Below are 25,040 nucleotides of genomic sequence, written 5' to 3'. Positions count from 1 at the left end.
CTACGGCCTCAATTCAATGACCGTCTTGCCGATTCTCACGGGGACACCCAGCTCCACCGGAAGTGCCCGGGTCAGCTGTTGATCTGCCAGATACGTGCCGTTGGTGGAACCGAGGTCCTCGATGAACCAGCGGCTGCCCTGCGGGAACAGGCGTGCGTGCCGGCCGGAGGCGTAGTCGTCCTCCAGGACCAGGGTGGCTTCCTGTGCCCGGCCCAGCAGGATGGGGCTCGCGGCCAACGGAAGGGTGGTGCCTTTCAGCGGGCCTTCGGTGACGACGAGCTGGCGGGCCTGCTGCTTCACCGGGGCCGGGGCAGGTTCGGCCAGTGCAGGGTTCCGGCGCACCTGCCGTGCGGTGGGGGCACCGGCGGCGGCTTTGCGGCCGATCATGAGGTCGCGGCGCATGGCTGAGACGATGCTGAAGATGAGCACCCAGAGCAGGATCAGGAAACCAAAGCGCAGGGCGGTGATGGTCAGTTCACTCACGGGCGGCCGCCCGGGTTGGCGGGCATCAGGCGGAAAATGATTTTGGTCCGTCCCATCGTGATCGTGGCGCCGTCGGTGAGTTCCGAACTGCCCACCACTTTGTGGCCGTTCACGTAGCTGCCGTTCGTTGAGCCCAGGTCGATGGCCTGCGCTGCGCCCTGGCCGGTACGGATCTCCAGGTGTCGGCGCGACACTCCAGTGTCGTCGATCAGGATGTCCGCTTCGGAGGAGCGGCCCAGGACCACCGAGGGTGCATTCAGCGAATACCGCTGGCCGTCGATGTCCAGCACCGGCTGGAGGCGGCCGGGCTGCCGGGTCGGGGCTGCGGGCATAGTGCCCTGGCCGCCGGGCTGGGCGGGGGCTCCACCGGCCTTTTCGGTCCGGGACGTGATTTCGAAATCGCCGGCCCGGCGGTCCTCGTCGCGGCGGAAGCTGATCCGCACCGGACCCTGGAGGGTGTATCCCTGGCTGCGGACGTGGTTGATGACGACGTCGCACAGTTCTTCCGCGAGCGGGGTTCCCCACTCCTGGGCCCGCTGGAAATCGTCGCCGCTGAGCAGGACATCGAAAACGTTGGGTGCAAGGGTGCGTCCCGCGGCGACGGTGAGGGCCTTGTTGTCCACTTCGCGGCGGAGGTGGCTGGCGATCTCGACCGGCTCAACCTGGGCGCGGGAACCGGTGGAGAAGACTCCGCGGACGGCCTTTTCGATGCCGCGCTCGACTTTGTCCAGCAAGCCCATGGTCCTTCTCCTTTCCTGGCAGCTGCGGGGCAGCGTTTGTTCCGGAACTCGGTTTCCAACATTCGCAGGAGTCCGCCGTAACCGGGCACTCCTACATCAGATACTACTGGGCAAGGCTGGGAATGGCCTTAATGCGGCCCGCCGCTGCGGTCGGGATATTTGCGTCTGACCGGCCCTGACGTGCGCGGATGTCCGGGAGCCCACTGCGGGTGGGCTGGCGCCGCGGGGGACTGGGCAGGCGGGTTCCGGGTGCCTTCGTTGCGGCGGTTTGGCGCCCCCGGAGTCCCGATTGGTGTTTTCCCGCAGTTGTCCGTTATGCTTGATCTCGCTGCTTTTACGAGGTTGCTGGTCCGGATTCCGGGCCTCTGCCAGGTGAAAGAAGTTGCGCGCGAGTGGCGGAACGGCAGACGCGCTGGCTTCAGGTGCCAGTGTCCGAAAGGGCGTGGGGGTTCAAATCCCCCCTCGCGCACGCAAATGAAAGAACCCCGGTCTTCGGACCGGGGTTCTTTTTGTTTGATGTCGCGTCTCAGTCAGATTCCGGGCTTCGTTGGGCCGCCCGGCCGGTCCGGCGCCACCGTCCTACCCCCGCAGCGCCCCGAAGCCCGCGATCAGCGCTTCGAGTCCCAGGCCGAAGGCCACGTCCGCCTGGTTCGCGTAGCCCTGCTCGCCCAGGCTGGCGACGGCGGCGGAGAAGTTCGGCGTCTCGGCCGCCAGGCTGCCGGAATCAAAGATGTCCGCCGGTGCCGTCACGTCGTAGGCGGAACCGAAGATGAAGGACTCCAGGGCCACGATTGCCGAGATGATGCGTTCCTGCGGGAACCCTGCCCGGCGGAACCCCGCGCTGACGGCCTCGTACATGGCGAGGGTCTTCGGGGCGTCGGCCACCGGAAGCACCGCAATAACCGGGATCAGCGGGGTGTGCCGCGAGAAGACGTCGCGGTAGCTCCAGGCCCAATCGCGCACCGCCTGGTCCCAAGGCTCGGTCTCGAAGGCCGACACGTCCACGAATGACGTTAGGTGGTCCTGGATGAGGACCAGCACCTCCCGTTTTGAGGACACGTGGTTGTACAGCGCCGACGGCGCCACGTTCAGCGAGCGGGCCAGGGCTGCCATGGTGAAGCCGTCGTAGCCGCTTTTGCGCACCAGTTGCAGGCCGGCCGCGGTGATGCCGTCCTGGTCGAGGACGGCCGAGGGGGGCCTGCCCACCCGGCGGCGCGGTTTGGCGTCGGGTCGGTGCGGATCCGCGGTGGCGCTTTTGGCTGCCGGCATTGCGGGCCTTTCTACTGGGCTGTCCTCTGGACTATTCCACGGATTATTCCACCGGATGCGATCTTGCGCCGGGGTCTTCCCTCTTTCCAACGTTACCGCTATAGTCGTACTAAATGAATGGCATTCATTTAGTGGTTCGCATCACTTCGCGGCCACAGAGAGGACATCATGCTGGAACTTGACCGCGACGTCGTCATCGTTGGAGCCGGGCCGGCCGGGCTGACCGCAGCACGGGAGCTGCAGAAGGCCGGCCTGAGCGTTGCCGTGCTGGAAGCCCGCGACCGGGTGGGCGGCCGCACCTGGACGGACACGATTGACGGCGCCATGCTGGAGATCGGCGGACAGTGGGTTTCGCCGGACCAGACGGCGCTGCTTGAGCTCCTCGATGAGCTCGGCCTGAAGACCTACGACCGCTACCGTGACGGCCAGTCCGTCTACATCGGTGCCGACGGCAAGCGCACGCTGTACACCGGTGACTCCTTCCCGGTCAGTGACACCACTGCCGCTGAGATGGACAAACTGACCGCGCTGCTGGACTCGCTCGCCGCGGAAATCGGCGCCACCGAGCCGTGGGCGCACCCCAAGGCCCGTGAACTGGACACCATCTCCTTCCACCACTGGCTGCGCCAGAACTCCTCCGACGAGGAAGCCTGCAACAACATCGGCCTGTTCATCGCCGGCGGCATGCTGACCAAGCCCGCGCACGCTTTCTCCGCCCTGCAGGCCGTCCTGATGGCGGCTTCGGCGGGTTCCTTCACCCACCTCACCGATGAGGACTTCATCCTGGACAAGCGCGTCGTCGGCGGCATGCAGCAGGTCTCGCTGCTGCAGGCAGCGGAACTGGGCGACGACGTCGTCCTCTCCAGTCCGGTGCGCACGATCAACTGGGATGAGAGTGGCACCGGACACCGGGTGACCGTGGTGTCGGACCGCGCCACCGTGAACGCCCGCTTCGTGGTCATGGCTGTGCCGCCGAACCTCTACTCCCGGGTCTCCTACAACCCGCCGCTGCCCCGCCGCCAGCACCAGATGCACCAGCACCAGTCCCTCGGCCTGGTCATCAAGGTGCACGCCGTCTACAGCACCCCGTTCTGGCGCGAGGACGGACTGTCCGGCACCTGCTTCGGGGCGGACGCGCTGGTCCAGGAGGTCTACGACAACACCAACCATGAGGACCCCCGCGGCACCTTGGTGGGCTTCGTCTCGGACGAAAAGGCCGACGCCATGTTCGAGCTCAGCGCGGCGGAGCGACGCCGGGCCATCCTTGAATCAATCGCCGGCTTCCTGGGCGAGAAGGCCCTCGAGCCGGAGGTCTACTACGAATCCGACTGGGGTTCGGAGGAATGGACCCGAGGCGCCTACGCCGCCAGTTATGACCTGGGCGGCCTGCACCGCTACGGCAAGGACCAGCACGCGCCGGTGGGTCCGATCTACTGGGCTTCCTCCGACCTCGCGGCCGAGGGGTACCAGCACGTGGACGGCGCAGTGCGGATGGGGCGCCGGATAGCCGCCCGGATCACCGCCGCTGCCGACCGCATGCCGGCCGCCCGCTAGCCCCCGAAAAGCACGTCCCTTCAAATCAATCCTTGTCCCAGAACCCTATCCAAGAAGTCAGAGAGGTCGGCCAGATGCGTTACGTAGTGGGGTATTCCGCCAATGCCAGAGGCCGTGATGCCGTCAATCTGGCCGTCTCCCTGGCCCGCGGCCGTGGAGCGAGCCTGGACCTGGTGGTGGCCATCCCGGATGCCGGAGTGTTCAACGCGGCCCACGCGCCCGCCGCGGGCTATGACAGCTACCTGCACCAGCAGGCGGGGGAATGGCTCGACGAAGCCCTCTCCCTCATCCCGGCGGACGTCCCCGCCAAGGCCCATGTGCGCAGCGGGGAATCCGACGCACAGACCCTGATCGAGGCCTGCGACGAGTTCCAGGCCGACATGCTTATCATCGGGGCCACCAGCAGCGGGCTGTTCAAGCGCTTCACCGTCGGCTCCGTGGCCAGTGCGCTGCTGCACGCTGCAACGGTCCCGGTGGCACTGGCTCCGCACGGCTACCACCGCCGGGACGCGCTTACCCGCGTCAGCTGCGGGCTCGGCAGCCGTGCCGGCGCCGAGAAGCTGCTGGATTTCGCCGTCTCCATGGCGGTGAACCGGGAGGTGCCGTTGCGCGTCGTGTCGCTGCTGACCCTGGATGCCGGTGACTCGGACGAGGCGGCAGATGCCGCCCGCGAGTACGCCAACAAGCACCTCGCGGCGGCCCTCCCGGCCGATTCGTCGGGCGCCGCGCCGGCCGCGAAGGCCGACGTCGTGGTGGCCCAGGGCCGCAGTGTCGAAGAGGCCGTGGACCGGCTGGACTGGGAAGACGGCGAGATCCTGCTGATCGGATCAAGCCGCCTCGCCCGGAGCCGCTCCATCTTCCTGGGCAGCACGGCCAACCGCATCCTGCGCGCCCTGCCGGTGCCGATGATCGTGGTCCCCAGCGACTACGAGCTCAAGCACCAGAACCAATCACCGTCGATTGACACCTCCCGAGAGGCACAAGCATGAGCACTGAACACGCGACCGCCAAGGCCGCAGCACACAGCAAGCAGGACCACGGCCTGAGCGAGAAGGGACTGAAGGCCGGATCGGTGGGGCTGATTGGCGCCGTCGTCATCGGCGTCTCCTGCATCGCACCGGCGTACACCCTGACCGCGGCCCTGGGCCCGACGGTTTCCGAGGTCGGCGTCCACCTTCCGGCGATCTTCCTGGTGGGCTTCCTTCCCATGCTGCTGGTGGCCTTCGGGTACCGCGAACTGAACAACGCCATGCCCGACGCCGGCACCTCGTTCACCTGGGCCTCGCGGGCTTTCGGCCCGTGGATCGGCTGGATGGGCGGCTGGGGGCTGATCGCGGCGACCATCATCGTGCTGTCCAATCTGGCCGCCGTCGCCGTGGACTTCTTCTACCTCATGCTGGCCCAGCTTTTCGGCAACCCGGAGCTGGCGGACCTGACCACCAACCTGCCGCTCAACATCGCCACGACGCTGGTCTTCATTGCCCTGGCGTGCTGGATTTCCTACCGGGGCATGGAAACCACCAAGACCGTCCAGTACGTCCTGGTCGCCTTCCAGCTGCTCGTGCTGGGCTGGTTCGCCGTTGCGGCCTTCAGCCACGTGGCGAACGGCACGGCTTTTGACGCCACCGCCATCGCGCCGGACTGGTTCAACCCCTTCGCCGTCGAATCCTTCTCCGCCTTTGCGGCCGGCGTTTCGCTGTCCATCTTCATCTACTGGGGCTGGGACGTCACCCTGACCATGAACGAGGAGACCCGGAACCCGGAGAAGACCCCGGGCCGCGCGGCCACCGTGACGGTGCTGGTCATCGTGATCATCTACATGACCGTCGCGCTGTCCACCCTGGCCTTCGCCGGCGTCGGGACCGAGGGCCTCGGCACCGGCAACCCGGAGAACCAGGGCAGCATCTTCGCCGTCCTCGCCGGACCCGTGATGGGCCCCTTCGCGATCCTGATGTCACTGGCCATCCTGAGCAGCTCGGCCGCATCGCTGCAATCCACCTTCGTTTCCCCGGCCCGCACCCTCCTGTCGATGGGCCACTACAAGGCGCTGCCGCACAAATTCGGCAAGATCAGCCCCAGCTACAAGTCCCCGAGCTACGCCACCATCGCCTCGGCCGTGGCCGCCGCCGTGTTCTACGTCGTCACCCGGACCCTCTCCGAAAATGCGCTGTGGGACACCATCACGGCCCTCGGCATGATGATCTGCTTCTACTACGGCATCACCGCCCTGGCCTGCGTCTGGTTCTTCCGCGCCCAGGCCTTCAGCGGAGCGCACTCCTTCTTCTTCAAGTTCCTCGCTCCGCTGCTGGGCGGCGTCATCCTGCTGGTGATGTTCTTTAAGACCGCTTACGACTCGATGGACCCGGAGTACGGCTCCGGTTCATCCGTCGGCGGCCTGGGCCTGGTGTTCATCCTCGGGATGGGCGTCATCCTGCTGGGTGCGGTGCTCATGCTGGTGATGGCCAAACTCCGCCCCGAGTTCTTCAAGGGACAGGTCCTGACCCGCGGCAACTGACCAGAAGTAAGCCGGAACCCGGACAGTCGAAGGTCCTCCTTCCACCAGCCCTGCGTGTGCGCCTTGAAAAGTAAGCACACTTATCAATAGGCTGGCGGCAGGAGGACCTTCCTCCGTTGGATCAAGGACGAGGTGAGCGCATGTCGGACGCACAGGACATCAGCAAGGTGACGGACATCATTAACGATTCGCGGATCGGGATGTTCACCACTATCAACGAGCAGGGCGCCCTCGTCAGCCGCCCGCTGGCCGTCCAGGACGTCCAGGACGACGGCGACATGTGGTTCTTCACCTCGGAGGGCACCTCGCAGGTGGCACACGTCAAGGCCAACCCCGCGGTGAATGTGTCCTTCGGCAAGGGCACCGAGTGGGTGTCGGTGGCCGGTACGGCGGAAGTGGTCACGGACCGGCAGGCCATCCGCGACCGGTGGAACCAGGCTGTCGAGGCATGGTTCCCGGACGGGCCGGACACCCCCGAGGTGGTACTGCTGCGCGTGGACTCCGATTCGGCCGAGTACTGGACCAGCCCGGGCGGAACGGCCGCGACTGTGCTGCAGTGGGTGAAGTCGAAGGTCACCAACAGCCGGATGAGCGTCGGCGAAAGCGGTACGGTCGAACTTTAGGCCGGCCCGGCCGGCGGCGCTGCTCAGCCGATCATCTCAGTCGATGATTTTGAGCGCCGTCCCCCAATTGAAGGATTCATAGGCCGGGTTCAGCTGCAGGCCGATCACCAGCAGCTGCATCCCCTCCAGTTCGCGGGCGTGCCGCAACGCCCCGACCTGGAGGGGCCGGAGTCCTGCCGCGGCGACAAAGGCCGCCACCTCATTGCTGGCCGCCTCTGAGTCGGAGGCGATAAAGACATCCAGCGCCATGCCCTTCGCCGAGCCCTCCGCCAGGGTGCCCGCGAACGTCGTGTTGAAGGCCTTCACCACACGGGCTCCGGGCAGCAGCCGGGCGATCTCTTCCGCCGCCGAGGTCCCCGGTTCGACCTCCAGCGAGTCCCCGGTTTCCATATTGACCGGGTTGCTGATCTCGATCACCGTCTTGCCGCTGAGCGTGTCGCCGTAGTGGGTTGCGACTTCCTTGGCCGGTTCGAAGTAGAGGGCCAGGACCACAATGTCGCCCTCGGGCACATCGCCGAGGCCGCCCGACGTCGTAGCCGGACCCAGCTCCGCCGCAAGCTTGGCGGCGTTGTCCGGACTCCGGTCCAGGACCTGGACGGAGCGTCCGGCCGCGACCGCCCTCAGGCCAATCGCCCGGGCCATGTTGCCGCTGCCGATAATCGTGACGTCAGTCATCGTGCCCCTTCAGTGGAAACCTGCAACGCGCCGGCGGCGCGCTCTGCCTCCGCCAGTGCCTGTTCCAGCCGGTCGACGGCGGTGCTGTAGCCGCCGGGTGCCTGACCGTCCGGGCCGGATCCGTGGCGTAGCCGTTCGGCCGCCTTCATCGCCTTCAGCATCGCGGCGGTTTCCGGCCGGGCCGGATCGCTCATGGCCGGGAAATCGATGCAGAATGCGGGATCCAGTTCGTAGCGCTGCCACCGTGCGAGGACCGCGCGGTGCCGGATGGCCGCGGCTGCATCGGCGGCTGCGGCGCCCCGCGCCGTACGCCTTGCTTCCTGCCAGCGGAACAGCCTAGGCGTCCAGCGGTAGCTGGCAGCAGCCGTCATAACGGCCACGGCTGCGAGCATGAGCCCGGTCCACGGGGAAACCAGCGATGGCAGGAGCACAGCGGGGGCGACGATCGCGATCCCTGCGAAACCGTCCCAGAACACAGCGTCCGGTAGCCCGCCGTCGGACGCCCGGTGCTTCCGGACGAGGTAGACCGTGCCGGCCACCGCGGCCGCGACGAGGAAGGCAAGGGACGCGAACTGCCACGCCCCCAGCGGGGCGGAGCCTGATAGTGACGGCATGGCGCACCTCCTGCGGAACCCGTCCCGGGCGGGTGCAGTTCCGCTGCTTCCATTGGAATCCATCCCGCGCAGGCCGTCAATGGCCGGTTCCCACGCGGTTCCCACCCGGGTGCGTCCCGGGTAGCCTAGGGCCCATGCGACTGAAGATGTGCAGTATCCACGTCAAGGACCCGGCGGCGGCCCACGAGTTCTATACGGGAATCCTGGGGTTCGAAACGCTCATGGCGCTGCCGGAACAGAACCTTTACATCATCAAGGACCCCGGCGGCGGAGAGTCCGCGGGGCTGTTGCTGGAGCCCAGCGACAACCCTATCGGCGCCGCGTATATGAATGCGGTTCACGACGCCGGTCTGCCCGCGATCGTGCTCGGCGTACCGGACGTGCGGGCGGAGTACGAGCGGCTGACGGCCAAGGGTGTCATCTTCCAGGCGGAACCTTCAGACGGACCCTGGGGTACGAGCGTGGTGCTCGACGACGGCTGCGGGAACTACGTCCAGCTGCACCAGGACTAAGCGACGGCAGCGCCGTTTCGACGGTTGTCTGCCGGCAGCGCGGTTAGCGGCGTCGAGTGGGCGCGGAACCGTCGAAACGGCAGCGGCTACTCGGCCTTGGCGCGGGCCTTCTTGGCGTCCTTCTTGGCAGCCTCGTCCTTGACGCGCTGGGCTTCGGCGCGGACCGCGGCGTGGGTGGCGCGCTCGGCGACCAGCCAGGCCGGGGGAGCCTGCAGTAGCGCGGTGATTTCCGCCGTCGTCAGCGCCTCCTCGACGCCGCCGCGGGCGAGGCCGCTGATGGAGACGTTGAGTTTCTGCGCGACGACGGGGCGCGGGTGCGGGCCCGTGCGGCGCAGTTCGGCGAGCCACTCCGGCGGATTGGCCTGGAGCTCGGCGAAATCAGCGCGGGTGATAACCGAATCCTGGAACTCCTGGGGTGTCGCGGGCAGGTAGATGCCAAGCTTCTTGGCAACGGTGGCCGGCTTCATGGACTGGGAGTTTGCAGAGGTCATGGTTCAAGGGTATCCGGCGGGGCGCCCGCAGGGCACCAACGCAGCATCAAAGCAGCAACCAGCAGCCGTCGGGGCGGGAGCATCCTGCGGCACTGACGGTACTGTGAACCTGTGCCCGCAGAAGAAGAAACAGCCCAGCCCCACGACGAATCGGTACCCGAGAGCCGGGAACTGCGGTTCGCGTATGTTGCCGGCGTGACTCCCGGTAAATGGATCCGACGCTGGGAAGAGCGGATGCCCGATGTTCCGCTGCACTCGTTCATGTCCGACGAGGGCGCCCAGCTCGCGGTGCTGCGCGACGGTTCGGCGGACCTGAGTTTCGTCCGCCTGCCGGTGGAGCGCGAGGGCCTGAGCGTCATCCCGCTCTACGAAGAGCAACCCGTGGTGGTGGCGCCGAAGGGCCATGAGATCTCCGTCTTCGAGGAGGTCGCGCTGGCGGACCTGGCCGCCGAGACGTTCCTCGATGTGGCTGCCCTTGGCGGACCCGAACAGGCGCTGCAGGTGGTGGCCACCGGTGCCGGGCTGGCCATCCTGCCGATGTCCGTGGCGCGGCACTTCAACGTCAAGGACACGGTGGCCCGGAAGCTTACCGGCGCGCCAACGACCGAAATCGCCCTGGCCTGGCCCAGCGACTCAACGGATGCGGTGATCGAGGAGTTCATCGGGATCGTCCGCGGCCGCACCGCGGCCAGTTCCCGGCAGCCCTCGGCCCAGCAGGAGAAACCCAAGCGCGAGCCGAAGCCGGACCGGCGCGGGCCCGCAGTCAAGAAACCCAAGGTGGCGCAACGGTACGCGCCGAACCCGGACAAGGGCCGCGGCAAAGGATCCCGGAAAAAGGGAAAGCGCTAGCCAGCCCACCCAGCTGGCTCGCAACAACTGCCAGCTACTTGGCGCAGGCGTCCTGTAGGGCCTTGACCGAATCGGCCGGCACCTGGTCGCCCGAATCCGCGATCTGCTTCAGCGGGGTGGTGATCTCCGCAGGCACTCCGGCGCCCTGGGCACCGGCCACCAGGCCGCCAAGGGCCTTCTTGTCCTGGACGCTGACCAGGCCGTCCGCCACGAGGGAGCAGGCCTGCTTCTTGATCTCGCTGCCGGCCGCGGTCGCGACCTGGGAAGCGCCGTCGTTGACGGCCTTCTCGGCGGCCTGCTGCACCTGGCCGCAGCCGGTCAGGACAACCACGAGGACGGCAAGGGAAACAGCGGCGAGGGGACGTTTCATGTTTTCAGCCTAGCAAGCCGCCGGTGCCGGACTTTGGCGGCCGGCATTCGTCCGTGAAAATCGGCCCGCGACGCGGAAAATTCCTGCCGACCCCGGAATTCGGGGGTCGACAGGAATTTTGCGCGACGACGGGTCAGGGGGTGGGGACGGTCGCGGTCCGGGCCGGTTCCTCAGCGGCGCCGGCGGGACGTGCCGCGGGGGGAGCGGCAGTCTCGGTGGCCGGGGGAGTGGTGTTGCGCTTGAAGCGGTTCCCCAGGACGCTGCCCCCGCCGCCGCGGTTCTTGTTGAAGATGTCGAAGCCGACGGCGATCAGCAGCACCAGGCCCTTGATGAGCTGCTGGTAGTCGGTGCCGAGGCCCAGGATGGACATGCCGTTGTTGAGCACACCCATGATGAGGCCACCGATCATGGCGCCCGCCACGGTGCCGATGCCGCCCGTGACCGCGGCGCCGCCGATGAAGGCCGCCGCGATGGAATCCAGTTCGAAGCCGGTGCCGCCGGCAGGCTGCGCGGAGTTGAGCCGCGCGGTGAACACCAGGCCGGCCAGCGCGGCGAGGACGCCCATGTTCACGAACAGGCGGAAGGTGACGGCCTTGGTCTTGATGCCGGACAGCTCCGCGGCGTGCAGGTTCCCGCCGATCGCGTAGGTGTGGCGGCCGAAAACGCTGTTGTTCATCAGGGCGCTGTAGACGATCACGAGGACCGCGAGCACGATCAGGACAATCGGGGTGCCGCGGTAGCTGGCCAGCAGGAAGGTGATGACCAGCATGAGCAGCGCAATGAACGCGGTCTTAATCACGAACCAGGTCATGGGCTCGTTCTCCAGCTCAAACTTCGCGCGGATCCTACGTTCCTTGATGGACTGGATCAACAGGGCCAGCGTGGCTCCGACGCCCAGGATGACGGTGAGCCATTCCAGCACCGAGGTCCCGCCGGAGATGTCGGGAAGGAATCCGCCGCCGAGGGCGCGCAGCTCCGCCGGGAACGGGGTGATCTGCTGGTTCTTGAGCGTGATCAGGGTCAGGCCGCGGAAGATCAGCATGCCGGCGAGGGTGACGATGAATGCGGGGATGCCGACGTAGGCAATCCAATAGCCCTGCCACGCGCCGACCAGCGCGCCGACCAGGAGGCAGGCCGGGATGGCCGCCCACCAGGGCCAGCCCCAGTGCACGATCATGACGCCGGCGACGGCGCCGATGAAGCCGGCGACGGAGCCCACGGACAGGTCGATGTGGCCGGCGATGATGACCATCACCATGCCGATCGCGAGGATCAGGATGTAGCTGTTTTGAACGACTAGGTTGGTGACGTTTTGGGGCTCCAGCAGGATGCCGTCGGTCAGGACCTGGAACAGCAGGACGATCAGGATCAGGGCGACGAAGATGCCAACCTGGCGGAGGCGGCTGGTCAGGAAGCCGAGGGATTCTCGTAGGGCGGACATGTTCGCTATTCCTTCTCTTGGGTCATGTAGTGCATGAGGGTTTCCTGGGATGCCTCGGCGATGGGCACCTCGCCGGTGACATGGCCCGCGGACAGGGTGTAGATCCTGTCGCAGATGCCCAGCAGCTCCGGCAGCTCGGAGGAGATGACGATGACCGCCTTACCCTCGGCGGCCAGCTTGGCGATGATCGTGTAGATCTCGAACTTGGCGCCCACGTCGATTCCGCGGGTGGGCTCGTCGAGGATGAGCACATCCGGATCGGAAAACATCCACTTGCTCAGCACGACCTTCTGCTGGTTGCCGCCGGAAAGCTTCCCGGTGATGGCCGCCACGGAAGGGGCCTTGATGTTCATGCTCTTCCGGTAGCCGTTGGCCACCAGGGTTTCCTTGTTCTTGTCCACCCAGCCGCCCTTGGCAAGCTTGCGCAGCGCGGCCATGGAAATGTTGCGCTTGATGTCCTCGATGAGGTTCAGGCCATAGAGCTTGCGGTCCTCGGTGGCGTAGGCGAGGCCGTGTTTGATGGCTTCGGCAACGGTGGAGGTGTTGATCTCCTTGCCGTGCTTGAACACCTTCCCGGACGTCGCGGTGCCGTAGGAGCGGCCGAAGACGCTCATGGCCAGCTCCGTCCGGCCGGCACCCATGAGGCCGGCCAGTCCCACCACTTCACCCCTGCGGACATTGAGGCTGGCGTTGTTGACCACCATGCGGCTGTGGTCCTGCGGGTGCCGGACAGACCAGTCTTCGATCCGGAGGACTTCCTCGCCGATCACGGGCTCACGCTCCGGGTACAGGCTTTCCAGGTCGCGGCCCACCATCCCGCGGATGATGCGCTCCTGGGTGACGCTGCCTTCGTCGAGGCGGAGGGTCTCGATGGTCTTGCCGTCCCGGATGATCGTGACGGCGTCCGCAACCTTGCGGATCTCGTTGAGCTTGTGGCTGATGATGATGCTGGTGACGCCCTGGCCCTTGAGGTGCAGGATCAGGTCCAGCAGGTGGCCCGAATCTTCGTCGTTTAGGGCCGCCGTCGGCTCATCGAGGATGAGGAGCTTGACCTTCTTGGAGAGCGCCTTGGCGATTTCGACCAGCTGCTGCTTGCCGACGCTGATCTGCTGGACCGGGGTGACGGGATTCTCGCTCAGGCCCACCCGGGCCAGCAGCTTGGCGGCCTCGAGGTTGGTCTTGCGCCAGTCCACCCAGCCGTTCGTGGCCTGTTCGTTGCCGAGGTAGATGTTCTCGGCGATGGACAGGTACGGGCTGAGCGCCAATTCCTGGTGGATGATGACGATGCCGCGCTCTTCGCTGTCCGAGATGTCGGAGAAATTGCAGGGTTCGTTTTCGAAGAGGATCTCACCGTCGAAGGAGCTGTGCGGGTAGACGCCGGACAGCACCTTCATGAGGGTGGACTTGCCGGCGCCGTTTTCGCCGCAAATCGCGTGGACCTCGCCGCGGTTCACCTCCAGGGTGACGTCCTGCAGGGCCTTCACGCCCGGAAAGGTCTTGGTGATTCCTCGCATTTGAAGAATGGGTGTTTTCATCGTCAATTCCCACTGACTGGTCGAAACTGGACCGCTCTGCGGTTAATAAGGGGCCTCTGCACAGCGGGTGCGGCCGGTGGCCCGGCCGCACCCGCTGGTTCGGCTATTTGACGTCGGCGTCGGTGTAGTAGCCGGAGTCGATGAGTTCCTTCTTGTAGTTGTCCTTGGTGATGATCACGGACTTGAGCAGGTAGGCCGGAACAACCTTGACCTTGTTGTTGTAGGTCTTGGTGTCGTTGGTCTCCGGCTCCTGGCCCTTGAGTACGGCGTCGACCATCTTTACGGCCTGGGCGCCAAGCTGGCGGGTGTCCTTGAAGATGGTGGAATACTGCTCGCCGGCGATGATGGACTTCACGGAGCCCTTCTCGGCATCCTGCCCGGTGACGATCGGCAGGCTGCCCTTGGCGTAGCCGCCGGTGCTGGTCAGTGCCGAGATGATGCCGATGGACAGGCCGTCATACGGGGAGAGCACGCCGTCGAGCTTCTTGCCGGAGCTGTAGGCCGCGGTCAGGATGTCCTCCATCCGCTTCTGGGCCACGGGAGCCTGCCAGCGGAGGATGGCGGCCTGCTCGAACTTGGTCTGGCCGCTCGGAACCTTCAGGGCGCCTGCATCGAGGTACGGCTTGAGCGTGTCCATGGCGCCGCTCCAGAAGAAGTTGGCGTTGTTGTCATCCGGGCTGCCGGCGAAGAGCTCCACGTTGAAGGGACCCTTGCCGTCCACCTTCTTGCCGCTCGCGTCGACCAGCCCCAGGCCGGTCAGCAGCGACGTGGCCTGCTGGACGCCCACCGTGTAGTTGTCGAAAGTGGTGTAGTAGTCCACGTTGGGCGAGCCGTTGATGAGCCGGTCGTAGGCGATGACCTTGACGTTCTGCTCCTTCGCCTTGGCGAGGACATCGGTCAGCGTGGTGCCGTCGATCGCGGCGATGATCAGGGCCTTGGCGCCCTTGGTGAGCATGTTCTCGATCTGCGAGACCTGCGTCGGGATGTCGTCGTTGGCGAACTGCAGGTCCGCCTTGTAGCCGAGCTTCGTGACGGATTCGGAGACGTTCTTACCGTCCGCGATCCACCGCTCGGAAGTCTGGGTGGGCATCGAGATGCCGACCAGGGCGCCGGCGGCATCCGAGGCCGCAGCCGACGACGGGGCGGCGGCGCCGCCGCGGCTCCCGCAGCCGGTGGCCCCGGCGGTGATGGCCAGGACGACGGCGAACGCGCCCAGGAGTTTCTTCATTCTCACGATATTCTCCTTCCGCGGACAGCACAGTCCGCGAACTGATACGGGCTCTGGAAGCGCCTGCGCAACTAGAGAGCCCAGTATGGATGAGGTCCGGTTAGCCATGTCCCGACGAGCCTAGATTATGCCCGCTTGTGTTAGCGCTAACAAGTCTGTTTGATGAACGTAGCACCGGCCCGGCTTGTGAGTCAAGTCACAGAATGGGCGCGGCCGAGGGGGCTTCGGCTCCGGCCGTAGGATGTTGACAACACATTGCACAGGGAGTGGAAGATGCCTCAGCCGGGGAACGCTAACGAACGACGTCCGCCACGACTTGAGGACGTGGCCTCGCGGGCCGGCGTGTCCCACCAGACGGTGTCGCGGGTGGTCAACAACCACCCCAACGTCAGCAAGGCCACCCGGGACCGGGTCGAGGCAGCCATCGCCGAGCTCGGGTACCGGCGCAACACCGCGGCCCGGAGCCTGGTCACCCGCCGCTCCCAGACCATCGGGGTCCTCGGCGTCGAGCTCGCGCAGTACGGCCCGGCAAACACCCTGGTGGGGGTCCAGCAGGCCGCCCGGGAGGCCGGGTACTTTGTCAGCATTGCGGCCCTCAAGGACTCCAGCGCGGATTCCATCGCCGACGCCGTCCGGCATTTCACCGACCAGGGCGCCGACGGCATCATCGTGATCGTCCCGCACGGCGGAACAGTCCAGACCCTCGAGAGCCTCAACCTCCAGGTGCCCGTCGTCGTCGTGGGCGCCGGCAGCCCCGGCCGGTTCAGCGGCGCCATGGTGGACCAGAAGCTCGGCGCCCGCATGGCGGTGGCGCACCTGATCAGCGAGGGGCACCGCCGGATCGGGCACATTTCCGGACCGCGGGACTGGATGGATGCCCACGCGCGCGCCCAGGGCTGGCGCGAGCAGCTGGCGGAGATGGGACTCGAACCGGACCTTGAACTGGAGGGCGACTGGAGTGCCGGCAGCGGGTACCGGCTTGGCCGCAAGCTCGCCGCCGACCGCACCGCCACTGCGGTCCTGGTGGGCAACGACCAGATGGCACTGGGCCTGCTGCGGGCCTTCACGGAGGCCGGTGTCAGGGTGCCGCAGGATGTCTCGGTGGTCGGCTTCGACGACCAGCCCGAGGCCGCGTACTTCACCCCGCCCCTGACCACCGTCCGGCAGGACTTCCGGGAGCTGGGGCGGCGCTGCGTGGACGTGATTCTGGCCCAGATCGAGCACGGTGCGCCGAGCGGGAATACCGTAGTGGCGCCCGAGCTGGTAGTCCGCGCGAGCACCGCCAGCATCGCCTAGTCCGCCCCGCCCGCAATCCCCGACTGCCGCCGCCGGCTGCGCACCCAAGCCGGCGCACTCCTTGACAGCCAAAGTGTTAGCGCTCACAATTGAGCTCAGCCCGCGGTCTGGCGGGCACGTAACTGGAGGATTTTATGGACGTCACAGCTGACGGCACCGAAAACTATGTCATCGGGGTGGACTACGGCACCCTCTCCGGCCGGGCCGTGGTGGTGCGGGTGCGCGACGGCAAGGAACTCGGCAGCGGCGTCTTCGACTACCCGCACGCCGTCCTGACCGACACCCTTCCCGCCGAGTTGGCCGGCGCTGACGCCGCCCGTCTGCCGGGGGACTGGGCGCTGCAGGTTCCCGACGACTACCGTGACGTCCTCCGGCACGCGGTCCCCGCTGCCGTCGCCGACGCCGGGATCGATCCGGCCGCCGTCGTCGGGATCGCCACCGACTTCACCGCCTGCACCATGGTGCCGGTCAAGGCCGACGGGACGCCGCTGAACGAACTGCCGGAGTTCGCGAACAGCCCGCACGCCTACGTCAAGCTCTGGCGTCACCACGCGGCGCAGCCGCAAGCGGACCGGATCAACGCCCTCGGCCGGGAGCGCGGCGAGGAATGGCTGCCGCGCTACGGCGGCCTGATCTCCTCCGAATGGGAGTTCGCCAAGGGCCTCCAGCTCCTGGAGGAAGCCCCCGAGGTCTACGCGGCCATGGACCGGTGGGTCGAGGCGGCGGACTGGATCGTCTGGCAGCTCTGCGGAAGCTACGCCCGGAACGCCTGCACGGCCGGCTACAAGGGCATCTACCAGGACGGCAAATACCCCTCGGAGGACTACCTGGCTGCGCTCAACCCGGACTTCAAGGATTTCGTCAGCAGCAAGCTGGAGCACACGATCGGCCGGCTCGGCGACGCAGCCGGCTACCTCACGGCCGAGGCCGCCGCCTGGACCGGGCTGCCGGCGGGGATCGCCGTCGCCGTCGGCAACGTGGACGCCCATGTCACCGCCCCGGCAGCCCGCGCAGTCGAGCCCGGACAGCTCGTCGCGATCATGGGCACCTCCACCTGCCACGTCATGAACGGGACCGAGCTGAGCGAGGTGCCGGGCATGTGTGGTGCGGTCGACGGCGGGATCGTGGACGGACTCTGGGGCTACGAGGCGGGCCAGAGCGGTGTGGGCGACATCTTCGGGTGGTTCACGGGCAACGGCGTTCCGCCCGAATACCACGCAGCGGCAGCCGGACGGGGGCTCGGCATCCACGAGTACCTCACCGAACTCGCCTCGCGCCAGGCGATCGGCGAACACGGCCTGATCGCCCTGGACTGGCACTCGGGCAACCGTTCCGTCCTGGTCGACCACGAGCTCTCCGGCGTCATTGTCGGCCAGACGCTGGCCACCCGCCCCGAAGACACCTACCGGGCCCTGCTGGAGGCGACGGCGTTCGGTACCCGCACGATCGTGGACGCTTTCCGGGACTCCGGGGTTCCGGTCCGCGAGTTCATTGTGGCCGGGGGACTGATCAAGAACCAGCTGCTGATGCAGATCTACGCCGATGTAACGGGGCTGCGGCTCTCCACGATCGGGTCCACGCAGGGCCCGGCGCTCGGTGCGGCGATCCATGCGGCCGTCGCCGCGGGCCGCTACCCCGACGTCCGGTCCGCGGCCGAAGCCATGGGCGCCGAACCGGGAGCGGTCTACACGCCGATCCCGGAAAACGTGGCAGCCTACGAGGAACTGTTCCACGAATACCGGGCCCTGCACGACTACTTCGGCAGGGGAGCCAACGAGGTCATGCACCGGCTCAAGGCGATCCAGCGCAAAGCCGCCGCCCCGCTGCTGTCCGCGGGGGTCCCGGCATGAGCTCCGGAGCGGAAGATCTGCCGGAAACCATCGCCCGGCTCCGCCGGGAAGTCTGCTCCCTGCACGCCGAACTGACCCGGTACGAACTGGTCGTCTGGACCGCCGGCAACGTCTCGGCCAGGGTCCCCGGCCACGACCTGATGGTGATCAAGCCCTCGGGCGTCTCCTACGACGAGCTCTCCCCTGACCTCATGGTGGTCACGGACCTGCACGGCAACCCCGTAACCGCGGCCGCGGGTTCCCCGGCGCAGTGGCAAAACCCGGAGCTCACGCCGTCGTCGGACACCGCCGCGCATGCATACGTCTACCGGCATATGCCGGAGGTGGGCGGGGTGGTCCACACCCACTCCACCTACGCCACCGCGTGGGCGGCCCGGGGCGAAGCGATCCCCTGCGTGCTGACCATGATGGGCGACGAATTCGGCGGCAGCATCCCGGTGGGACCGTTCGCCCTGATCGGCGACGACGCGATCGGACGCGGGATCGTCGAGACCCTGTCCGGCTCGCACTCCCCGGCGGTGCTGATGCAGAACCACGGACCCTTCACCATCGGTGCGGACGCTCGCGCGGCCGTCAAGGCCGCCGTGATGTGCGAAGAAGTGGCCCGCACCGTGCACATCTCCCGCCAGCTCGGCGAACCGCTGCCGATCGACCAGGCCAAGATCGAGGCCCTGCACGCCCGCTACCAGAACGTCTACGGCCGCTAGGGCCCGGACCAGCCCAAGAATTTCCAGGAGAAACCCATGACCCACGCCCACAACACCTCCCTTGAGCCCTACGAGGTCTGGTTCCTCACCGGCAGCCAGCACCTCTACGGCGAAGCCGTCCTAAAGCAGGTGGCGGAGCAGTCGCAGGAGATCGCCCGCCAGCTCAACAGCTCCTCCGACGTCCCGGTCCGGGTGGTCTGGAAACCCGTGTTGACCGACTCGGACGCGATCCGGCGGACCGCCCTCGAGGCGAACTCCGACGACGCGGTGATCGGCGTGACCGCCTGGATGCACACGTTCTCGCCGGCGAAGATGTGGATCCAGGGCCTGGACCTGCTGCGCAAGCCGTTGCTGCACCTGCACACCCAGGCCAACGTGGAACTCCCCTGGGCGGAGATCGACTTCGACTTCATGAACCTGAACCAGGCCGCGCACGGCGACCGGGAATTCGGCTACATCCAGTCGCGGCTGGGCATCCCGCGCAAGACGGTGGTGGGCCACGTGTCCAACCCCGAGGTCACCCGCCAGGTGGGGGTGTGGCAGCGCGCCTCCGCCGGCTGGGCCGCGGTGCGGACGCTCAAACTGACCCGCTTCGGGGACAACATGCGCAACGTGGCCGTCACCGAGGGCGACAAGACCGAGGCCGAACTGCGCTTCGGCGTCTCGGTCAACACCTGGTCCGTCAACGAGCTCGCGGACGCCGTTCACGGCGCCGCGGAGTCCGACGTCGACGCGCTGGTGGCGGAGTACGATCGGCTTTACGAGGTGGCCGCCGAGCTGAAGGCCGGGGGAGCGCGGCACGAGTCGCTGCGCTACAGCGCCCGGATTGAGCTGGGCCTGCGGCATTTCCTTGAGGCCAACGGCTCCGCCGCGTTCACCACCTCCTTCGAGGACCTTGGCGCGCTGCGGCAGCTGCCCGGCATGGCCGTCCAGCGGCTGATGGCGGACGGCTACGGCTTCGGCGCCGAAGGCGACTGGAAGACCGCGCTCCTGGTCCGCGCGGCCAAGGTCATGGGCGCCGGCCTGCCCGGCGGAGCCTCCCTCATGGAGGACTACACGTACCACCTCACCCCCGGCCAGGAGAAAATCCTGGGCGCCCACATGCTGGAGGTCTGCCCCTCGCTGACCGCCTCCAAGCCGCGCGTCGAGATCCACCCGCTCGGCATCGGCGGCAAGGAGGACCCCGTCCGGATGGTCTTCGACACGGACGCCGGGCCCGGCGTCGTGGTGGCGCTCTCGGACATGCGCGACCGCTTCCGCCTGGTCGCAAACGCCGTCGACGTCGTGGACCTGGACGAACCGCTGCCGAAGCTTCCTGTGGCGCGCGCCCTCTGGTCGCCCAAGCCGGACTTCGCCACCTCCGCGACTGCCTGGCTGACCGCCGGCGCGGCCCACCACACCGTGCTGACCACCGCCGTCGGCATGGAGGTCTTCGAGGACTTTGCCGAGATCGCCCGCACCGAGCTGCTGGCCATCGACGAGGGCACCACGATCAAGCAGTTCAAGAAGGAACTGAACTGGAATGCGGCGTACTACCGGCTGGCCGGCGGCCTGTGACCTGGGCCGACCACCGGATCGAGGCGGACGGGTACAGTGCCGTGTTTACCGCGCGGGCCGGCGCCCTGCGCCAGTTGCGGCACGGGGACCGCGATCTGGTGCTCCCGTTCCCGGCCGGCGGCCCGATCCCGGACTTCCGCGGCATCATCGCGGCCCCCTGGCCGAACCGGATTCCCGACGGCCGCTACAGTTTCGACGGCGGAAGCCACCGGTTGCCGGTCAACGAACCCGAACGCCGCTGCGCCCTGCACGGCCTGGGCCTCGGCGAGGACTGGACAGCCGAGGCCCGGGGGGAGTCCTCGCTGGTGCTGGCCTGCACCCTCGGCCCGGCGCCGGGCTACCCCTTCGCGGTCCGGCTCACCGCCAGCTACCGGCTGGACGGGGACGGCCTGCACGCCGAGGTGACCGCCACCAACACGGGGGACCGGGCCGCGCCGTACGGCATCTGCCCGCATCCGTACCTGCTGGCCGGTCCCGCACCGCTGGACGAGTGGACCCTGGAATTTTCGGCCGACACCTTCCTGGCGGCCGATCCGGAACGGCGCCTGCCCCTAGGGCCGCAGCCGGTGCGCGGGCACGCCTTCAACTTCCGCACCCCGCGTCCCATCGGCGCGACGAAGATCGACAACGCCTTCACCGGGCTGGGCTTCGACGACGCCGGCCGCGCCCGGCTGACCGTCCGGGACCCCGGCGGCAACGGCGTCGGAATGTCCTGGGACCGGAGCCTGCCCTGGCTGCAGCTGTTCACCGGCGACACCGAGCCGCGCGCGACCGGCAGGGCCGGGCTCGCCGTCGAGCCGATGAGCTGCCCGCCGGATGCCTTCAACAGCGGACAGGACCTGGTGCGGCTGGAGCCGGGGGCCTCGCACCGGGCCTCGTGGAGCATCTTCGCCGTTTAGCGGCGGCCCGCCCGGCCCCGTTTCGCATCCCGCCTCCCCGATTTCCGCCCTCCCAATTCCGCTTCACCCAATCCGCGCAAGGACGACACCATGACCAGCAGCACCAGCCGGGAAGATGCCCCCGCATCGCTGACGGCGGTCAGCAGCACGCGCCTCGCCGACGGGCGGGAGCTGCTCTACTTCGACGACGGCGCGCGCGCCCAGCAGCGCCGCACGGAAGACTCCCGGGCGCTGCCCGAGCGGGGCCCCTCCGGTGAGCTCCGCTTCGACGCGCTGACCGGGGAGTGGGTGGCGGTGGCGGCCCACCGCCAGCACCGGACGCACCTGCCGCCGGCGGACGAATGCCCGCTCTGCCCCAGCACCCCGGACCGGCCCTCGGAGATCCCGGCGCCGGACTACGACGTCGTCGTCTTCGAAAACCGTTTCCCCTCGCTGGGGCCAGACCTCGCCGCCGCACCGTCCTCGCCCGGCTGGGGAACCCGCGGGACTGCCGGCGGCCGCTGTGAAGTGGTGGCGTTCACCCCTGACCACACCGGCGCTTTCGCCGATCTGGGCACCCGGCGGGTCCGCACCGTGATCGACGCGTGGGCGCACCGTACCGAAGCCCTCAGCGCGCTGCCCGGGGTCCAGCAGGTGTTCTGCTTCGAAAACCGCGGCCAGGACATCGGCGTGACCCTGCACCACCCGCACGGGCAGATCTACGCCTACCCGTACCTCACGCCGCGGGCCGCGGTGATGGCCAGGGCCGCCGAGGCCTTCCTCGCGGACACGGGACGGACCCTCACCGGGCACATCCTGGCCGGCGAACGGGCCGACGGCTCGCGGATGCTGGTCGAAGGCGAGCACTTCAGCGCCTATGTGCCGTTCGCGGCGCGCTGGCCGCTCGAAATCCACCTCGTCCCGCACCGCCAGGTGGCCGACCTCGCGGCGTTGAACGGTGCCGAACGCGACGAGCTGGCCGTGCTGTATCCGGACCTCCTGGGCCGCCTCGACGGTCTCTACGGCACCCCGACGCCGTATATCAGCGCCTGGCACCAGGCTCCGGTGGACCCGGTCCTGCGCCGCTCCGGATACCTCCACCTGCAGATCACCTCGCCACGCCGGGCCGCGGACAAGCTCAAATTCCTCGCCGGCTCCGAGGCCGCGATGGGCGCCTTCATCAACGACACCACACCGGAACAGGTCGCCGCCGCGCTGCGGGACACCGTCCCGGGCAGGACAGGAACGCCATGACACCGACGGAAACCGCGGGACCCGCCGTAAAGCTTGCCGACGCCTTCACCGCGCACTTCGGGCATGCCCCGGACGGGCTGTGGCAGGCTCCGGGCCGGGTGAACCTGATCGGCGAGCACACCGACTACAACGAGGGCCTGGTTCTACCGTTCGCGATCGACCGGGCGACGACGGTCGCGGTGGCCGCACGCAATGACCGCCGCGTGCTGCTGGCATCCGCCTTCGCCGGGGCGGCGCCCGTCGAGTTTGACCTGAACACCTTCGACCCCGCCACCTTCGCACCCGGGCCAGCGGGGGCTTGGTCCGCCTACCCGGCCGGCGTTGCCTGGGAGCTCGGGCGGGCCGGGGTTTCCGTCCCGGGCTTCGAGCTGTTGGTGTCCTCGGACGTCCCGGTCGGCGCGGGGCTTTCCTCGTCGGCGGCGCTGGAGTGCGCCGTCGCATCCGCCCTCGCCGAGCTCGCCGGGGCGAAGTTGGGCGCCACCGAGTTGGCGGACGTCGGGCGGCGGGCGGAGAACAACGTGGTCGGAGCCCCCACCGGGATCATGGACCAGTACGCCTCGATGCTGGGCGCCCAGGACTGCGCGGTTTACCTGGACTGCCGCGACGGAAGCTTTCGCCGGGTACCGCTGGGACTGGAGGGGGCCGGCCTGGTGTGCCTGGTGATCGACACGAAGGTCTCGCATGCCCATGCCAACGGAGGCTACGCGGCGCGGCGGGCCTCCTGCGCCCGGGGTGCCGAGCTGATGGGCGTGGGTGCCCTGCGGGACCTCGACGTCACTGATCTAACCCGCGCCGAAAGTATTCTCGACGGGGAAACCTTCCGGAGGGTCCGCCACATCGTCCACGAAAACGACCGCGTGGCACGGACCGTCGCGTTGCTGGAGAGCCGGGGCGCAGCGGCGATCGGCGAATTGCTGGACGCGAGCCACCGCTCCATGCGGGACGACTTTGAGATTTCCTGCGCGGAACTGGACCTCGCGGTGGACGCCGCCCGCGGCGCCGGGGCCATCGGCGCCCGGATGACCGGGGGCGGGTTTGGCGGCTCCGCCATCGCGCTGGTTCCCGCGGCCGAAGCCCGGGGAGTGGAAGAGGCCGTGCTGCGGGCCTTTGCCGGGCAGGGATTCGGGGCGCCGGAGATCTTTGCCGCGCGCCCCGCCGCGGGAGCCCGGCGGCTCTGAGCCGGGGGTCTGTCGCGGAACCCGCGGGGCCTTCCGGAAGCCCCTCCCCGGGCGTAACCTGTGCGCACTTGCAGGACGCTAGTTGATGGAGGTGGGCACAATGTTGGACAAAAAGCAGGTGCTGGGAGTCGGGGCAGGAGACCTGCAGTTCGCGGTTTCACGGGAGACCGCACGCATCATGCGGGAGGCCAAAGGCGACCGGCTGAAGGCAACCAAAATCATCCTGAACAAGCTCCTGGAGATGGGGCTGATCACGGAAGCGGACCTCCCGGTCCTGGTCCGGATCTGTGAGGAAGGATTTGCCGCCAGCTCCGGCAAGAAGGAGGCATCCGCGGCGTACCACGAGGTCCGGAAATCCTATGACCAATTGCTCCTGCAACCAGGTGCCAGCCCGGTAGCGCTCGCCTTCGCATCGGCGTCGGCCGGCTCCTATCTGTCCGGCGACGTTACGGAGGACGGTGGCGGAGGCAGCACCGGCGTTGTCTACAAAAAGTCCGGCGGGAACTGGCAGGAGACCCTGGCGGGGGCGGGCGCAGCGATCGGCGGCATCCTCGGGGGGGCCGCTGGTGCCGGGCTTGGCACCATCATCGGCGGAGTGGCCGGCAAGATCGTGGACGAATGCCTGTGACATCCGCCTGACGGCCGCCGCCCGGGGACCTCACGCGCCGTGGACGGCGCTCTGCTTCTGTTCCGAGCGGTCGAGGTAGGCCAGCAGGAGCTCCGCTGCGCGGTCAGGCTCGCCGGCTTCCAGTGCGGCGCAGATGTGCTCGTTGTCGTCGAGGTAGCTCCGGTAGAAGTGCGCGTCCACGGTGGCCTTGTGGAAGAACAGCCGCATCTCGGCGAGAACCTGCGACATGATCGTGTCTAGTCGGCGGCTGCCAGCCAGCGCCACGATCGCGCGGTGGAAGTGCTGGTTGGCGGTGCCCAGAGCCTCCTCGTCGTCGGCGGCCGCCGCGGCCTTGCCTTCCTCGACCGCGGCACGGACCGCGGCCACGCGCTCCGGAGTGCCTCCGCCGCGCAGGGCTGCGACCTCGACGGCGCGCCGCACCGTGTACACATCGTGGATGTCGCCGGGGGCCAGGCTGGCCACGAACACTCCGCGGTTGGGCTGCCGGACCACCAGGCGCTCCGCGGCCAGTTCGGCGAAGGCCTCCCGCACGGTGTTGCGTGAGACGCCCAGGTCTTCGGCAATCGTCGACTCGGTCAGCCGGGTGCCCGGCAGCAGCACTCCGTCGGCCAGTTGCTGGCGGAGTTCGGCCGCGACCCGGTCCGCCACGGAGGGGACGGCGATGCGCAGCCGCGCCGCGGCCGCCAGGGCGCGCGGGCCGGCTTCGGAAGTCGTCATAGTGCCGAATGTACACGATTGTCCAAAACAGGAATCGTCGGATTGTTGAACAATCCGACTGGATAGTGCATCCTAA

At 67.9% G+C, this 25,040-nt stretch carries 25 protein-coding genes and 1 tRNA gene; 15 read left to right on the top strand and 11 right to left on the bottom strand.

Annotated features, from left to right (window positions below):
• Both AB4Y91_RS14375 and AB4Y91_RS14370 read right to left on the bottom strand, forming a co-directional pair.
• Window positions 1–483 carry an FHA domain-containing protein FhaB/FipA gene (locus tag AB4Y91_RS14375; protein WP_056736728.1) on the bottom strand — a complete coding sequence of 161 codons (483 nt, stop codon included), beginning with the start codon at window positions 481–483 and terminating at the stop codon, window positions 1–3.
• Window positions 480–1,223, bottom strand: a complete 744-nt coding sequence (locus tag AB4Y91_RS14370; RefSeq protein WP_441419113.1) for an FhaA domain-containing protein — start codon at window positions 1,221–1,223, stop codon at window positions 480–482. The genes AB4Y91_RS14375 and AB4Y91_RS14370 overlap by 4 nt, the downstream gene beginning before the upstream one ends.
• A 386-nt stretch (window positions 1,224–1,609) precedes the next feature.
• Between AB4Y91_RS14370 and AB4Y91_RS14365 the strand changes: the two genes are divergently transcribed.
• Window positions 1,610–1,692, top strand: a tRNA-Leu gene (locus tag AB4Y91_RS14365).
• Between the two features lie 110 nt (window positions 1,693–1,802).
• On the opposite strand, the gene AB4Y91_RS14360 is transcribed toward AB4Y91_RS14365, so the two are convergent.
• Complete coding sequence (locus AB4Y91_RS14360; protein ID WP_441419112.1) at window positions 1,803–2,492, bottom strand: TetR/AcrR family transcriptional regulator; 690 nt, start codon at window positions 2,490–2,492, stop codon at window positions 1,803–1,805.
• Window positions 2,493–2,660: 168 nt separating this feature from the next.
• On the opposite strand from AB4Y91_RS14360, the gene AB4Y91_RS14355 reads away from it, so the two are divergent.
• The 4 genes from AB4Y91_RS14355 to AB4Y91_RS14340 all read left to right on the top strand — a co-directional run bounded on the left by AB4Y91_RS14355 (window position 2,661) and on the right by AB4Y91_RS14340 (window position 7,184).
• Complete coding sequence (locus AB4Y91_RS14355) at window positions 2,661–4,046, top strand: flavin monoamine oxidase family protein (RefSeq protein ID WP_441419111.1); 1,386 nt, start codon at window positions 2,661–2,663, stop codon at window positions 4,044–4,046.
• Window positions 4,047–4,120: 74 nt separating this feature from the next.
• A complete protein-coding gene (locus AB4Y91_RS14350; RefSeq protein ID WP_441419110.1) occupies window positions 4,121–5,035 on the top strand; it encodes a universal stress protein in 915 nt (304 codons plus the stop codon).
• Complete coding sequence (locus tag AB4Y91_RS14345) at window positions 5,032–6,561, top strand: APC family permease (RefSeq protein ID WP_441419109.1); 1,530 nt, start codon at window positions 5,032–5,034, stop codon at window positions 6,559–6,561. The genes AB4Y91_RS14350 and AB4Y91_RS14345 overlap by 4 nt, the downstream gene beginning before the upstream one ends.
• Window positions 6,562–6,701: 140 nt before the next feature.
• Complete coding sequence (locus tag AB4Y91_RS14340; protein WP_441419108.1) at window positions 6,702–7,184, top strand: pyridoxamine 5'-phosphate oxidase family protein; 483 nt, start codon at window positions 6,702–6,704, stop codon at window positions 7,182–7,184.
• 36 nt (window positions 7,185–7,220) lie between these two features.
• On the opposite strand, the gene AB4Y91_RS14335 is transcribed toward AB4Y91_RS14340, so the two are convergent.
• Both AB4Y91_RS14335 and AB4Y91_RS14330 read right to left on the bottom strand, forming a co-directional pair.
• Window positions 7,221–7,859 carry an NADPH-dependent F420 reductase gene (locus AB4Y91_RS14335; protein WP_441419107.1) on the bottom strand — a complete coding sequence of 213 codons (639 nt, stop codon included), beginning with the start codon at window positions 7,857–7,859 and terminating at the stop codon, window positions 7,221–7,223.
• On the bottom strand, window positions 7,856–8,473 hold the full coding sequence (locus AB4Y91_RS14330; protein ID WP_441419106.1) for a hypothetical protein: 618 nt from the start codon (window positions 8,471–8,473) through the stop codon (window positions 7,856–7,858). The genes AB4Y91_RS14335 and AB4Y91_RS14330 overlap by 4 nt, the downstream gene beginning before the upstream one ends.
• Before the next feature lie 134 nt (window positions 8,474–8,607).
• Between AB4Y91_RS14330 and AB4Y91_RS14325 the strand changes: the two genes are divergently transcribed.
• Window positions 8,608–8,985, top strand: a complete 378-nt coding sequence (locus tag AB4Y91_RS14325; RefSeq protein WP_441419105.1) for a VOC family protein — start codon at window positions 8,608–8,610, stop codon at window positions 8,983–8,985.
• Window positions 8,986–9,071: 86 nt separating this feature from the next.
• Here the strand turns inward: AB4Y91_RS14325 and AB4Y91_RS14320 are convergent, their stop codons facing one another.
• The gene (locus AB4Y91_RS14320) at window positions 9,072–9,476 is read right to left on the bottom strand and encodes a DUF5997 family protein (protein WP_138767873.1); all 405 of its coding nucleotides are present in this window, start codon (window positions 9,474–9,476) and stop codon (window positions 9,072–9,074) included.
• 111 nt (window positions 9,477–9,587) lie between these two features.
• On the opposite strand from AB4Y91_RS14320, the gene AB4Y91_RS14315 reads away from it, so the two are divergent.
• Window positions 9,588–10,325: a LysR family substrate-binding domain-containing protein gene (locus AB4Y91_RS14315; protein WP_441419104.1), complete on the top strand. Its 738-nt coding sequence runs from the start codon at window positions 9,588–9,590 to the stop codon at window positions 10,323–10,325.
• A gap of 34 nt (window positions 10,326–10,359) precedes the next feature.
• Here the strand turns inward: AB4Y91_RS14315 and AB4Y91_RS14310 are convergent, their stop codons facing one another.
• The 4 genes from AB4Y91_RS14310 to chvE all read right to left on the bottom strand — a co-directional run bounded on the left by AB4Y91_RS14310 (window position 10,360) and on the right by chvE (window position 14,899).
• A complete protein-coding gene (locus tag AB4Y91_RS14310) occupies window positions 10,360–10,695 on the bottom strand; it encodes a hypothetical protein (protein WP_441419103.1) in 336 nt (111 codons plus the stop codon).
• A gap of 133 nt (window positions 10,696–10,828) precedes the next feature.
• Entirely contained in the window at window positions 10,829–12,136 is a 1,308-nt protein-coding gene (gene mmsB / locus AB4Y91_RS14305; RefSeq protein ID WP_441419102.1) for a multiple monosaccharide ABC transporter permease, read from the bottom strand.
• A gap of 5 nt (window positions 12,137–12,141) precedes the next feature.
• Window positions 12,142–13,671 (bottom strand): multiple monosaccharide ABC transporter ATP-binding protein, encoded by a 1,530-nt coding sequence (gene mmsA, locus AB4Y91_RS14300; protein WP_441419101.1) that lies wholly within the window; start codon window positions 13,669–13,671, stop codon window positions 12,142–12,144.
• A 103-nt stretch (window positions 13,672–13,774) separates the two neighbouring features.
• Window positions 13,775–14,899 carry a multiple monosaccharide ABC transporter substrate-binding protein gene (chvE, locus tag AB4Y91_RS14295; RefSeq protein ID WP_441419179.1) on the bottom strand — a complete coding sequence of 375 codons (1,125 nt, stop codon included), beginning with the start codon at window positions 14,897–14,899 and terminating at the stop codon, window positions 13,775–13,777.
• Between the two features lie 273 nt (window positions 14,900–15,172).
• Here chvE and AB4Y91_RS14290 point away from each other — a divergent pair, with 273 nt between their 5' ends.
• The 8 genes from AB4Y91_RS14290 to AB4Y91_RS14255 all read left to right on the top strand — a co-directional run bounded on the left by AB4Y91_RS14290 (window position 15,173) and on the right by AB4Y91_RS14255 (window position 24,247).
• Window positions 15,173–16,195: a LacI family DNA-binding transcriptional regulator gene (locus tag AB4Y91_RS14290; RefSeq protein WP_441419100.1), complete on the top strand. Its 1,023-nt coding sequence runs from the start codon at window positions 15,173–15,175 to the stop codon at window positions 16,193–16,195.
• 134 nt (window positions 16,196–16,329) lie between these two features.
• Window positions 16,330–18,045, top strand: coding sequence for a ribulokinase (gene araB / locus AB4Y91_RS14285; RefSeq protein WP_441419099.1), 1,716 nt, complete (start codon window positions 16,330–16,332; stop codon window positions 18,043–18,045).
• Window positions 18,042–18,752 (top strand): L-ribulose-5-phosphate 4-epimerase, encoded by a 711-nt coding sequence (locus AB4Y91_RS14280; RefSeq protein WP_441419098.1) that lies wholly within the window; start codon window positions 18,042–18,044, stop codon window positions 18,750–18,752. Before araB ends, AB4Y91_RS14280 begins: the two co-directional genes overlap by 4 nt.
• Window positions 18,753–18,788: 36 nt before the next feature.
• On the top strand, window positions 18,789–20,309 hold the full coding sequence (gene araA, locus AB4Y91_RS14275) for an L-arabinose isomerase (protein ID WP_441419097.1): 1,521 nt from the start codon (window positions 18,789–18,791) through the stop codon (window positions 20,307–20,309).
• Window positions 20,306–21,208 carry an aldose 1-epimerase family protein gene (locus tag AB4Y91_RS14270; protein WP_441419096.1) on the top strand — a complete coding sequence of 301 codons (903 nt, stop codon included), beginning with the start codon at window positions 20,306–20,308 and terminating at the stop codon, window positions 21,206–21,208. The genes araA and AB4Y91_RS14270 overlap by 4 nt, the downstream gene beginning before the upstream one ends.
• Before the next feature lie 90 nt (window positions 21,209–21,298).
• Window positions 21,299–22,441 (top strand): galactose-1-phosphate uridylyltransferase, encoded by a 1,143-nt coding sequence (gene galT / locus AB4Y91_RS14265; protein ID WP_441419095.1) that lies wholly within the window; start codon window positions 21,299–21,301, stop codon window positions 22,439–22,441.
• Window positions 22,438–23,619, top strand: a complete 1,182-nt coding sequence (gene galK / locus AB4Y91_RS14260; RefSeq protein WP_441419094.1) for a galactokinase — start codon at window positions 22,438–22,440, stop codon at window positions 23,617–23,619. The genes galT and galK overlap by 4 nt, the downstream gene beginning before the upstream one ends.
• Window positions 23,620–23,719: 100 nt before the next feature.
• The gene (locus AB4Y91_RS14255) at window positions 23,720–24,247 is read left to right on the top strand and encodes a hypothetical protein (RefSeq protein ID WP_441419093.1); all 528 of its coding nucleotides are present in this window, start codon (window positions 23,720–23,722) and stop codon (window positions 24,245–24,247) included.
• Between the two features lie 30 nt (window positions 24,248–24,277).
• Here the strand turns inward: AB4Y91_RS14255 and AB4Y91_RS14250 are convergent, their stop codons facing one another.
• Complete coding sequence (locus AB4Y91_RS14250; protein WP_441419092.1) at window positions 24,278–24,964, bottom strand: GntR family transcriptional regulator; 687 nt, start codon at window positions 24,962–24,964, stop codon at window positions 24,278–24,280.
• Window positions 24,965–25,040: the final 76 nt, after the last annotated feature.

The organism is Arthrobacter sp. YAF16 (assembly GCF_052113385.1).
In the GTDB taxonomy this organism is placed as follows: domain Bacteria; phylum Actinomycetota; class Actinomycetes; order Actinomycetales; family Micrococcaceae; genus Arthrobacter.
This window is presented reverse-complemented; position numbering and strand designations above follow the sequence as displayed.